The sequence below is a fragment of the Duodenibacillus massiliensis genome, from assembly GCF_900128485.1.
GTDB classification, from domain to species: Bacteria; Pseudomonadota; Gammaproteobacteria; order Burkholderiales; family Burkholderiaceae_F; genus Duodenibacillus; species Duodenibacillus massiliensis.
In genome coordinates this window covers 353,381-365,411 of sequence record NZ_LT635861.1, presented here as the reverse complement: position 1 = coordinate 365,411, position 12,031 = coordinate 353,381, and the positions used below count along the sequence as shown (strand labels likewise).

At 58.0% G+C, this 12,031-nt stretch carries 12 protein-coding genes; all 12 read right to left on the bottom strand.

All coding sequences use genetic code 11. From position 1 onward, the window contains the following. Nucleotide 1: 1 nt before the first annotated feature. The 12 genes from BQ7486_RS09140 to miaB all read right to left on the bottom strand — a co-directional run bounded on the left by BQ7486_RS09140 (nt 2) and on the right by miaB (nt 12,013). Entirely contained in the window at nt 2–337 is a 336-nt protein-coding gene (locus BQ7486_RS09140; protein ID WP_022373858.1) for a cell division protein FtsL, read from the bottom strand. Next, entirely contained in the window at nt 337–1,332 is a 996-nt protein-coding gene (gene rsmH / locus BQ7486_RS09135; protein ID WP_022373859.1) for a 16S rRNA (cytosine(1402)-N(4))-methyltransferase RsmH, read from the bottom strand. The genes BQ7486_RS09140 and rsmH overlap by 1 nt, the downstream gene beginning before the upstream one ends. Before the next feature lie 11 nt (nt 1,333–1,343). Beyond that, a complete protein-coding gene (gene mraZ / locus BQ7486_RS09130; protein ID WP_074009787.1) occupies nt 1,344–1,769 on the bottom strand; it encodes a division/cell wall cluster transcriptional repressor MraZ in 426 nt (141 codons plus the stop codon). A gap of 193 nt (nt 1,770–1,962) precedes the next feature. Then, nucleotides 1,963–2,700, bottom strand: a complete 738-nt coding sequence (locus tag BQ7486_RS09125; protein ID WP_074009786.1) for a M48 family metallopeptidase — start codon at nt 2,698–2,700, stop codon at nt 1,963–1,965. Further along, nucleotides 2,697–3,461 (bottom strand): lysophospholipid acyltransferase family protein, encoded by a 765-nt coding sequence (locus BQ7486_RS09120; RefSeq protein ID WP_074009785.1) that lies wholly within the window; start codon nt 3,459–3,461, stop codon nt 2,697–2,699. Before BQ7486_RS09120 ends, BQ7486_RS09125 begins: the two co-directional genes overlap by 4 nt. A 13-nt stretch (nt 3,462–3,474) precedes the next feature. Further along, on the bottom strand, nt 3,475–5,568 hold the full coding sequence (gene glyS / locus BQ7486_RS09115; protein ID WP_074009784.1) for a glycine--tRNA ligase subunit beta: 2,094 nt from the start codon (nt 5,566–5,568) through the stop codon (nt 3,475–3,477). 44 nt (nt 5,569–5,612) lie between these two features. After that, a complete protein-coding gene (gene glyQ / locus BQ7486_RS09110) occupies nt 5,613–6,524 on the bottom strand; it encodes a glycine--tRNA ligase subunit alpha (RefSeq protein WP_022373864.1) in 912 nt (303 codons plus the stop codon). A gap of 153 nt (nt 6,525–6,677) precedes the next feature. Continuing rightward, entirely contained in the window at nt 6,678–8,234 is a 1,557-nt protein-coding gene (gene lnt / locus BQ7486_RS09105) for an apolipoprotein N-acyltransferase (RefSeq protein WP_074009783.1), read from the bottom strand. Beyond that, complete coding sequence (locus BQ7486_RS09100; RefSeq protein ID WP_022373866.1) at nt 8,234–9,121, bottom strand: HlyC/CorC family transporter; 888 nt, start codon at nt 9,119–9,121, stop codon at nt 8,234–8,236. Before BQ7486_RS09100 ends, lnt begins: the two co-directional genes overlap by 1 nt. 82 nt (nt 9,122–9,203) lie before the next feature. Beyond that, nucleotides 9,204–9,677 (bottom strand): rRNA maturation RNase YbeY, encoded by a 474-nt coding sequence (gene ybeY, locus BQ7486_RS09095; RefSeq protein WP_022373867.1) that lies wholly within the window; start codon nt 9,675–9,677, stop codon nt 9,204–9,206. Continuing rightward, on the bottom strand, nt 9,677–10,678 hold the full coding sequence (locus tag BQ7486_RS09090) for a PhoH family protein (protein WP_074009782.1): 1,002 nt from the start codon (nt 10,676–10,678) through the stop codon (nt 9,677–9,679). Before BQ7486_RS09090 ends, ybeY begins: the two co-directional genes overlap by 1 nt. A 9-nt stretch (nt 10,679–10,687) precedes the next feature. Continuing rightward, entirely contained in the window at nt 10,688–12,013 is a 1,326-nt protein-coding gene (gene miaB, locus BQ7486_RS09085; RefSeq protein ID WP_074009781.1) for a tRNA (N6-isopentenyl adenosine(37)-C2)-methylthiotransferase MiaB, read from the bottom strand. Nucleotides 12,014–12,031 lie beyond the last annotated feature (18 nt).

The following is a 12,031-nucleotide window of genomic DNA, read 5'->3' as shown; positions in this document are numbered from 1 at the left end:
CTCATTTGCGCACCTCCAGGTGTCTCTGGGCGAGCTCTTCGGGAGAAACCTCAAGAAGCACCGTCGCCGCAAGATCGGCGGGGGCAAAGCCCATCTGACGGGCTTTTTCACTCACAGCCGCGGGCAGCGCGGCTTTGGAAAGGTCAAGCGCGAGCTGGCTTGAGTCATCCGACAAACGCCGCGCCATATCGTTGGCGCGTTCAATTTCCGTGAACAGCAGCCTCACCCGGTACTGTGTCCAAACGAGCGCACAGGCACTCGACCAGAGAACCACCACCGAAACGAGTGCCACCAAAAAGAGGAAAGGCTCGGAAAGACGGCCGACGTTAAAGCGCATCAGAGCCTCCCCTTGCCGCCGGGCACCCAAGGCGCCGCGGTACGTACGCCCGTGCGCATCACGGCGCTGCGGGCTCTGGGGTTGGCCTCACACTCGCCGGCATCAGGCTTAATCCGCGTGACATCGCGCCACAGGGGCGCGGGCAGCATGTCGCTTGTGAGCGCGATGCGGCTGTCCACGGCACGTTCAGGATGGGCACCTGCCTCAAAAAAGCGCTTCACGATACGGTCTTCAAGCGAATGAAAACTGATCACGCAGAGTTTTCCGTCGGGCTTTAACAGTCCGCCTGCCTCTTCGAGCGCCGCCGTAAGCTCATCGAGTTCACCGTTAATAAAAATACGGATCGCCTGAAAGCTCCGGGTGGCCGGATGCTGCTGCGGGTCCTGCCGTGAGCGGGGCACAGCCGAAGCAATAATGCGGGCAAGCTGCGCCGTCCGGTCGATGATCTCCGTTTTTCTCACTTCGCAGATCGTGCGGGCAATACGGCCTGCCATGCGCTCTTCGCCGTAGATTTTCAAAACCTTTTCGATATCCTCAGCCGGAGCTTTTGCAAGCCACTGAGCCGCAGTGATCCCGTGCTCGGTGTCCATGCGCATGTCAAGCGGCCCGTCAAAACGGAAGGAAAAGCCGCGCTCGGCATCATCAATCTGGGGACTGCTCACGCCGATGTCCATAAGAACGCCGGTTACCGAGGTAACATCTCGCGCACTGAGCTCAGCCTGCATCCTTGAAAACGGCGCCGGAATGATCGTAAAACGGGGATCAGTGATTGAAGCAGCAGCCCTCACCGCTTCAGGATCACGGTCAAAGGCGATGAGCCTGCCCTTCGGGCTTAAAGCCGCAAGAATCCGGCGGGAATGCCCGCCGCGGCCGAAGGTCGCATCCACGTAGATGCCATCGGGATCGGTCAGAAGTGCCTGCGGCGCGGCTTCGGCCAAGACCGACAGATGCACAAAGGCTTTTTCTTTCTGAAGTGAAGCGGCTGTATCTGTCACAAGCGCCTCCGTCAGAAGTGAAAATCCGCCACGGCGGCAGCAAGTTCCTGAGATGCCGCAGCTTCAAGCTCGGTGAGCTTGGGGGCATTCCAGACTTCGAAATGTTCCCCGAGACCGACGAGCGCCACGTCTTTATCCAGCGAACAAAGCACCCTTAATTCCGACGGAATCAGAAGGCGCCCGGCACTGTCGATACTGAGGTCAACCGCGCTTCCGAGAACAAAGCGCTGCAGCATCCGCGCGCTTGAGGGAAGCGCTGCGAGTGCTTTCTTTTTTTCAAGCCAGACGGCACGGGGGTAAATCAGAACGCAACCGTCAGGGTGGCGCGTTAAGGTGACGTCAGGGCCGCAGGAATCCACCAGGGTCGTACGGTACCGTGTCGGCATCGTCATCCGTCCCTTGGCGTCGAGCGTTAATAAAGAAGTTCCCTGAAACACGTCTGTGCCCCTGATGCACAAAGTTGGCCATGCCGCGGCCTGCGGCAGTGTCAGGCAGAGAAAAACAATCCCGCGGGCGGCCGTTTCCGGATCGGCGACCCACTTTTTCCCACCTTTTCACACCGCGCACTTTAGCACAACACCAAAAGCACACCTACGGTTAAAACCCGAATGAGCCGTTATTGCTGACACTCTATAGCGGAAACATTCTGATGTTGAACTGCTTGAGAAAGGCCTCATGCGCCCTGTAGTCGGGGTCTAAGCTCTCCACCACAGTCCAAAAACGCGCCGAATGATTCATCTGCGCCAGATGCGCAAGCTCATGACAGATCACGTAGTCAATGACGGGATCAGGGAAAACAATGAGCCGCCAGGAAAGCCGGATCGTCCCGTCGCTTTTACAGCTTCCCCAGCTGGTTTTGGCGTCAGAAAGCCTCACGGCAGACGGAATTCGCCCGAACGCTTCGGCTTTGCTCATCACGCGCCCCGAAAAAAGGCGCGCTGCCTGTGCGGCAAGCCACCCCCGCAGATGCCCGCGGATTGCCGCGGGACTTGCATCGCGGGCCGCTGACAAACAAAGAATCTGCTGCCCGCAGCGTTCAATGAGTACGGTCCTCTCTGCGCCGAGCATGAGTCCGGTCATGCGGCCTCGGTAGAAAAAGCGCCCGCCGTGCCGCAACTGTGCAAGAGAGGCCACGTCCTGCCGGGCTTTCTGCGCGGCAAGATGCTTACGTATCCAGCGGGTGTTTTTGATGAGAAACGCTTCGATGTCCGCAAGCGCCATTCTGAGCGGGCTTTTGACGACAAGTCCTTCTTCGGTGAGCTTCGCTGCCAGTGTGCGGCGGGCTTCCCGCATGAGGGTGTAGGAAACCGTAAAGGCCGGTTCCTTTTTCGTTTCCGGCAGCCGTATCTGCCGGTTTTCGGCTGTCATACGGATTGATTCCTGACCGGTGCGGCACCGGCGTCAGGCCCGGACATACGGGCGATCTCACCCTCAATCCAGTCTTCAAGCTCACGGTTGACGGTCTCAAAATCGGCCGCTCCCGCATCAATGACCGGTCCGAAGGTCACATGAATCGTGCCGCTTGTCTTACCGATGCTGTTTCGCGGCCAGAGGCGCCCGGCGTCGTGCGCCACCGGCAGGACCAGGGCTTTGGCGGCAACGGCAAAACGGGCGCCGCCCGTCTTGTAGCGCGCGCGGGCACCCCAGGCGACGCGCGTTCCTTCCGGGAAAAGCGTCACCCACCAGCCGTTTTTCACAAACCGAAGGCCCTTTTTAAGGAAAGACACATAAGCGCCCGCGCCGTTACTGCGGTTGATCGCAATCATGTTCATTGACTTTAAGGCCCAGCCCAGAAAAGGAATCCAGTGCAGCGACTCCTTGTAGACAAAGCCCATGCGGTGGTCAATGTAGTACGGCAGAAAAAGCGTTTCCCAAGCCGAAGAATGCTTGCTCAGAACGACAACGGGACGGCCGGAAGTGAGCGGAATGTTTTCCGCTCCCCGGACTTCGTAGGTGACGCCGCAGAAAAACTTCAGCATCCCCATCACCAGGCCCAACCAGGGTCTGACGATTCTCTGATAGCGCCATGCCGCGCCTGCAAACGGCCACAAAAGGACGCAGGCCAGTGCGATTGGGACGAGCGTCACCGAAAAAGCGACGTAAAAGCACCAGCCCCTTAAGGCGCGCATGGCGTAACTTCCGTCAGAGTGCGAGGCGCGAGAGTTCGGCCACGCGGTTCATCAGGGTCGACAGACGGTTTAAAAGCGCCTGACGGTTACGGCGCACCGCAGGATCCTCGGCGTTGACCATCACATCGGTAAAGAACGCATCAACCGGAGTCTTCAAGGGCGTAAGCGAGGCAAGCATCGCGCTGAACTCGCCCTTTTCATAAAGCGCCTGCGCAACCGGCTCATGATCGCAGAGTGCTTCATAAAGCGCCTTTTCAGCCGGTTCTGCAAAAAGTGCCGGATCCACTTCGGTCGGAACATCGCCCTCAATCTTTTTGAGAATGTTGCCGATACGCTTATTGGCTGCAGTGAGGCTTTCGGCTTCAGGCAGTTCCAGGAAGCGGCGCACGGCGGCAAGACGCTGCGGAATATCGGCAAGATCGGCCGGGCGGCCGCACAGCACAGAATCGACTTCCTGAGCGCTGTAACCGGCATCGCGCATCATCACGCGCAGACGGTCGTGGAAGAAGTTCAGAAGCTCTGCGGACGCGTCCTTAACGCCTGCCACACCGGTTTCGACTTCAAACCCGTACTTCACAAGGGTCGTGAGGCTCACGGTGAGTTCTTTTTCAATGAGCATCCTGAGCACACCGAGCGCATGACGGCGCAGCGCGAAAGGATCCTTTTCACCCGTGGGCATCTGGCCGATACCGAACATGCCGCAAAGCGTTTCCATCTTGTCGGCCAGGGCAACGGCAAGCGCCACCTTGCTCTCGGGCAGTTTGTCGCCGGCAAAGCGCGGTTCGTAGTGCTCACGCACGGCAACAGCCACGTCTTCGGGCTCTCCGTCGTGGCGCGCATAGTATTCACCCATGATGCCCTGAAGCTCGGGGAATTCGCCCACCATAAGGGTGCGCAGATCCGCCTTGGCAAGCATGGCGGCGCGCTCTGCGTGCGTGACATCGGCTCCGATTGTCTTGGCAATCATGCCGGCAAGCGCCTTCACGCGCAGCATCCGTTCGGCCTGAGAGCCGAGCTTATTGTGGTAAACAACATGCTGCAGACCGGGCAGGCGGCTTTCGAGCGTTTCCTTGCAGTCCTGGTTGTAGAAGAACTCGGCGTCAGCCAGACGTGCACGCACCACACGGGCGTTACCGGAAACAATGGCTTTGCCGCCGTCCTTGGCTTCAATGTGCGACACCAGGGCGAACTTATTCATGAGTTTGCCGTCGGCACTGCGCATCGGGAAGTACTTCTGGTTGGTCTGCATCGTCAGAATGAGGCATTCTTCGGGCACGGCCAAAAACTTCTCTTCAAATTCAGAGACGTAAATCACAGGCCACTCGGTGAGCGAATTCGTCTCATCGATAAGGTCCTCAGGGGCAATGAGCGTGCCGCCTTCGCGCTTGGCGGCCTTACCGAGTTCTTCCACAAGGCGCGCACGGCGTTCGGCATAGTCGGCAATAACCTTGCCCCTTTCAAGAAGCTCAGCGGCGTAACTGTCGGCCGACGTGATTTCAATCGGCGCATGCGTATGAAAGCGGTGCCCCATCGTGACGCGGCCTGCCTTAAGGCCGAACATCGTGACGTTGACAACGTCGCTGCCGTAAAGAGCCGTGAGATGCTTCACCGGGCGCACGAACTGCACTGTGGTCACACCATCGGCCAACTGATAATTCATGACCTTCGGAATCGGCAGCGCCTTGACGCTGTCTTCGAGGGCCTGCTGCAGGCCGTGCGTAAGGCTCTGACCGGCGCGCACACCTTCGTAGTAGAGCTGTTCGGTCTTGCCGTCGCTCACGCGCTTAAGCTCCGAAACCGGGCAGGAAATGCCGAGCGCAGCCATTTTCTTCACCAGGGCCGGTGCGGCTTCACCGTCGGCACCGATACCGACCTTCACCGGCACAAGCTTCTGACGGAAGGCCTCGTCCGGGCTCTTTTCAAGAACGTTGGTGATGTGAACGGCCATGCGGCGCGGGGCACCGTAGGCGTGCACAACGGAATCGTCCGTCAGAAAATGCGCGGCCCTGAGGCTCTTGGCAATACCTTCGGCAAACGCGTCGGAAAGTTTCTTTAAAGCCTTCGGGGGCAGTTCTTCGGTCTGAAGTTCAACTAACAAACTGGTCATTTTGAATTCTTTATCCGCAAATTGTGTTTAATCCGGTCTTCGCCTTAGGCGTGATGTGCGTTCTTAAGCATGGGGAATCCCAGGCGTTCACGCGATTCGTAGTAGCTCTGCGCCACTTCACGGCTGAATTTGCGGATGCGCGAAATGTAGGCGGCTCGTTCGGTGACGCTGATGGCACCGCGGGCGTCAAGAAGGTTGAAGGTGTGGCCGGCCTTAAGAACCATTTCGTAGGCCGGCAGCGCGAGCCTGAGTTCCATCAGGCGCTTGGCTTCGCCTTCAAAGTAATCAAACTGCTTGAAGAGCTTTTCCGGGTCACTGGCTTCAAAGTTGTAGTGACTCTGCTCGACTTCGTTCTGATGGAAGACGTCGCCGTAGGTGAGCGTGTGCTCTTCGCCCAGTCCGTCGGTCCAGTTCGTGTAGACCAGGTCAAAGACGTTGTCGCAGTTCTGCAGATACATCGTCAGGCGTTCAAGCCCGTAGGTGATTTCACCGGTGATGGGCTTACACTCAAGGCCGCCCACCTGCTGGAAGTACGTAAACTGCGTGACTTCCATACCGTTCATCCACACTTCCCAGCCAAGGCCCCAGGCGCCGAGCGTCGGGTTTTCCCAGTTGTCTTCCACGAAACGGATGTCGTTGACCTCCGTATCGATGCCGAGCGCTCTGAGGGAATCCAGATAGAGATCAACGATATTGACGGGAGCGGGCTTTAACACCACCTGATACTGATGGTGCTGGTGCAGACGGTTGGGGTTTTCGCCGTAACGGGCGTCCTTGGGACGGCGCGACGGCTGCACATACGCGGCACGCCAGGGTTCAGGTCCGAGCGCTCTCAGAAATGTCGCTGTATGAGAGGTACCGGCACCGACTTCGATGTCGATCGGCTGAAGCAGAGCGCAGCCCTGCTTGTTCCAATACTGCTGCAGACGCAGAATTACTTCCTGAAAGGTAATCATTTTTTCTATCTAGAACCTGAATACAACCCGCCTCAGTTGCAGCGCAAAACACAACCGTGAGCCGCAATTAACGAAAACCGACGGCGGAAAGTGAGGAATTTTACCCCATCAAGATTAAGGGCTCTGCCTGCCCGCCGTGCCCGCAGAAAGCACCTAACGGAGAGCGCTTTCCCGGCGCTTCCTGCGCAGATGACAGAAAGCAATGACCGCGAGGATAAGCGTCAGAAGGACTGCAAGCGGCAGATCCCCGAACCGGGCATAAGGCGTGACGCTCCCGCGCGAAACCGTCACCAGTGCATCCAGACTCTGTGCGCCCGGCCCCGCCCAGCGTTCAAGCCTTCCCCGGAAATCAATCACCGCAGAGCTGCCGTTATTGACGACCTGCAGAAGGGGCGTGGCGAATTCCCTTGCCCGCATCGCAGAAATCTGCGTGAACTGCGCAGCCGCCCAATCACCGAACCACCCCAGATTTGCCGTGACGACAATAAGCTGAGGCACTTCGCGCTTCTGCCAGAAAGCCCGCAGTTCACCGCCGAAGTTATTTTCGTAGCAAACCGCCGGCGCGTAGACAATGCCTGAGGCCTTGAGCGCCTCTTCCGGCACAAGACCGTGCCGCTGATCGGCCATGGGGATGCCCATCGCATCCACGAACCAGCGAAATCCGAAGGGCACATATTCACCGAAAGGCACCAAATGGCGTTTAGCGTAAACCGGCGCCTCGCTTCCTGCCTCATCTGCCGCCCAGAGGCTGTTGAAATAAACGCCGCGGGCGGGCTCTTCAAACGCATTGAATAAAACCGTGGTTTTCTGCGCACGGGCAACGCGAGCCGGCAGAAGCGCTTCTTCGGTCTTAAGCCGATTTAACAGCGCGGCATAAACGCTCTCAGGCCACAAAATAAGATCAAGTTTGCCGCCTAAGGGACTTGCAAGACTCATGGCCTTGACGCGCTCCAGACGGGAAGTCTGCTCGGAAGCCGTTACCCGCATCACAATCGGAAGATCGGGCTGCACAAGCCGCACATCAAGCGTTTTTCCCGGCGTGAACCAACTGATGCCCTCAAGTCCGAAACCGCCCGCGACGGCAACGCCCGCCAAAAGCGCCCCCGCCGTTTTGACGGCAACCCCCTTCATGCCGAGCGTGGCTGCCGCAACAAGGCCCGCGGCAAAAAGTGCCGCCAGCGCCGTGAGAAACACGCCGCCCGCCGGAGCCCAGCCCGCAAGCGGCGTGGGTAAAAACGCATAGCCCGCCGTAAGCCACCCGAATCCGAAGACATTCGTACGGATAATTTCAGACAGCACCCAACAGACCGGCAGATACAAAAGACTTCGTAACCCCTGCGGTGCCTTGAAAAACCTGGCTGCCGCACAAGGAACGGCAGCCGTAAGCGCGAGAACCGCGGCCATCAGAAAGACGCCTGCCGCGGCCAAAACATCGCCGAATCCGCCGAAAACGGCCATCGAACGGTGCGTCCAGCTTAACCCCAGCGTGAAAAATGCAAGCCCCCAGAACCAGCCGTCCAGAAAAGCCTCTTTAACACCGGCCGATTTTTCAATACAGAAAAAAAGCGCCGCAAAGGCAACCAGCGTCGGAAGCCACCAGTTAAAGGGGGCAAACCCCAAAACCGCAACAGCGCCCGACAAAGCGCAGGCTGCGGCACGCACAAACGGCGCTGCCGCAGAAAATTTCCCGCCGGCTTTTAAAGCCTCCATCAGCTGTTACCTTCCCGGCTCTTGGCTTCAGCCTTCTCCGCGGCCACCACTTTTTCCGCAAGAAAGAGTGCGGCCTGACGCTCATCGCCCTTTAAGACACGGAAGCGGAACCCTTCAATTTCGATCACTTCCCCTCTGTGAGGCACATGCTCAAAGCGGTCGGTGATAAGCCCGCCCACCGTCTCACAGTAGTCATCCTGCAGGTTGCACTGGAAATAAGCGTTGAACTGTTCCAGATGGGTCCCCGCCTTAATGCGCCAGTGCTCGGCATCCACAACCGCGATGTTGTCGACGTCGGAACTCACGGAGTCAAATTCATCGTTAATCTGCCCCACGACTTGCTCGATCACGTCTTCAATCGTGATCAGCCCTGAGACGGAACCGAACTCATCGATCACCAGAGCCAGGTGATTGCGGCTGTCGCGGAAATCCCTGAGCAAAATATTGATGGGAAGCGTCTCCGGAATAAAGCGGGCCGGACGCAGATGGCTCGCGAGGTCGTAGTCCGGATCCAGTAGGAGCCTTAAAAGGTCCTTGGCATGCATGATGCCTTTGACGGTGTCGAGGTCACCGTCGACAACCGGAAAGCGTGAGTGTCCGCGGGCAATGAGTTTGGGCAGCCAGTTTTCCTTCTTCTCGGATAGATCAACGGCCTCAATCTGAGCGCGCTGCACCATCAGGTCGGAGGCTCTGAGTTCGGAAACGTGCAGTGCCCCCTCCATCATCGCAAGTGCATCGGCGTCAAGAAGTCCTTTTCTCAGAGAGCTGCGCAAAAGCGCCACGATTTCCTCGCGCGTCTGCGGTTCGTCCTTGAAACGGCTGCGGAACAGTTTGAAAAATCCGCGGTTGCTTTTTTTCGTCTGTTTTTGTGGTTGCTCGTCGGGCATACAACTTTTTCTTGATGGTAATAACTGATTTCACGGCGTTTTTATGCCGTCATATGTTGAGCATAGCAAAGAGCGTCCGCTTTTAGTGGCCGCGGGCCGGATCACTGTAGGGATCGGCAAACCCGAGGCCTGACAGAATCTTGGTTTCAAGCGCTTCCATCGCCTCGGCCTCTTCATCGGTTTCATGATCCCAGCCCTGTGCGTGAAGCACGGAGTGAATGAGCATGTGCGCCAGGTGCTCGCGGAAACTTTTTTTCTGCTCGCGCGCTTCCCGTTCAATGACGTCCGTGGCGATCACAATATCGGCTTCGGCCGTCGGGCTGTGCGCATAGTCAAAGGTCAGTACGTTTGTGGTGTAGTCCTTGCCGCGGTAGGTTTTATTGAGAAGCCGCCCTTCTTCGGGCCCCACAAAGCGCACCGACCCGGCAAAAGGCACGAAGCTTGCGGCCTGCATCCAGCCGCGCATCTCGGCGCGTGTCGGAAGGCGCTTTTTGGCGCCGTCCGTGCGCTCAAAAGTAACGTCCACGGCCTTTCCGGCCTTTTTTGCTCTTGCCATCAGTTTTCCGCCTCCGCTTTTAACTGAGCGCGCCGCACCTTTTCCTCTTCCTTTTCACGGGCTTCGTAGGCGTCATAGGCGCGCACAATCGCGCCCACGAGAGGATGGCGCACAACGTCAGCCGCCGAAAAATGCACCATGGCAATGCCGCGGACATTCTCAAGAACCCGCGAGGCATGCGCAAGCCCGCTTCTCACGCCGCGCGGCAGGTCCACCTGCGTGACGTCCCCGGTGATGACGGCACGCGTACCAAAACCGATACGCGTCAAAAACATCTTCATCTGCTCGACGGTCGTGTTCTGGGCTTCATCAAGAATCACAAACGCGTTATTGAGCGTTCTGCCGCGCATATACGCCAAAGGCGCAATTTCAATCACCTGTTTTTCAATGAGGCGCTGCGTCTTTTCAAATCCGAAGAGATCAAAAAGCGCGTCGTAAAGCGGTCTTAAATAGGGATCAACCTTCTGCGTGAGGTCTCCCGGGAGAAACCCGAGGCGCTCACCGGCTTCAATCGCAGGGCGCGTCAGAACAATGCGCTCCACGGCATCGCGCTCAAACGCGTCCACGGCAGCCGCAACCGCCAAGTACGTCTTACCGGTTCCGGCCGGGCCGATACCGAAGGTCACATCACTTTCGAGTAATGCTTTGAGATAGGCCTTTTGATTGGGAGTTCTCGGTCTCAAACCCGAGCGGCGCGTTCTGAGCGTAAAGCCCTCATCGTCTTCGGTTTCTCCGCCCCGCTGCTCGGCGATGATCATCATCTGAACGTCGTTAACCGTCAGATCTTCACCGGCCTGAATGCACGCCGCGGCGCGTCTTAAGACCTGCGCGGCACCTGCGGCCTGCACTCCCGCAAACCGGAAGTTGTGCCCGCGGCGCAGCACCTGCACGCCGAAGGCGTTTTCAATCTGCCGCAGATTCTCGTCCAACGGCCCCACAAGGCGCGAGAGCTCAGCCGCAGTGAGTTCCGCAGAAAAAACCTGTTCCTGAAGTTCCTGCATGACGCCTCTTTACTTGACAAGACGTCCGCCCAGCGTATGCGGGAAGACATCCGTGATTTCAATGTTGACCATCTGGCCGATAAGCCTCGGGCCGCCCTCGAAGGTGACGACGCGGTTGTTGTCGGTTCTCGCCGAAAGCATCCCCTCACCCTTTTTCGCCGGGCCCGTTACCAGGCAGCGCTCAATGTTGCCGAGCATGGCCTTGGAAATTTCCGTGGCGCGGGCGTCGTTGACGGCCTGCAGATGCTGCAGACGCTTTAACTTCACCTCGTAAGGGGTGTCATCGGGCAGATCTGCCGCGGGCGTTCCCGGACGCTTGGAATACACAAAGGAGAAACTCGCGTCAAAGCCCACCTCATCAATCAGGCGCATCGTTTCGTTGAAGTCTTCCTCGGTTTCGCCGGGGAATCCCACAATGAAGTCCGTGGCAATGGAAATTCCCGGACGCACGGCCATGAGTTTGGCAATGCGGTTGAGATACCAGTCGTGCGTATAGCCGCGCTTCATGGCTTCCAGAATCCGGTCTGAGCCGCTCTGAACCGGCAGATGCACGTGGTTGGCGAGTTTGGGCAGCCGCCCGTAGGCTTCAATCAGACGGTCGGAAAATTCCGTCGGGTGGCTCGTGGTGTAGCGGATGCGTTCAATTCCGTCGATTTCGCTCACATATTCCAGAAGCAGCGCAAAGTCCACAACCGAGCCGTCGGCGCCGCGCCCGCGGTACGCGTTCACATTTTGCCCGAGAAGCGTGATTTCCTTCACGCCCTGTGCGGCAAGAAGCGTGCATTCCACAAGCACGTCCATCAGAGGACGGCTGATTTCTTCGCCGCGCGTATAAGGCACCACGCAGTAAGAGCAGTACTTACTGCAGCCTTCCATGATGGAAACAAAGGCCGCGGGCCCGTTGCTCTTGGGCGCAGGCAGACAATCAAACTTTTCAATTTCAGGAAACGTGATGTCCACTTGCGGGCGCCCGGTTTTCAGGCGCTCTTCAATCATTTTCGGCAGCCGGTGCAGTGTCTGCGGCCCGAACACAACGTCCACCCAGGGGGAGCGCTTCAGGATATTTTCACCTTCCTGGCTTGCCACACAGCCGCCCACAGCGATGAGAAGCTCCGGATTCTTTTTCTTGATTTCGCGGATGCGTCCGAGATCCGAGAAGGTCTTTTCCTGAGCCTTTTCACGAATCGAACAGGTCACGATCACAACGAGATCGGCTTCTTCGGGCGCTGCCACCCGCTCGTACCCGTTTTTGGCCATCAGGTCGACGATACGGGCGGAGTCATAGTCATTCATTTGGCAGCCGAAGCTGCGCAGATAGAGTTTTTTTGCGGTCACGGTTTACATCCGTCGGCG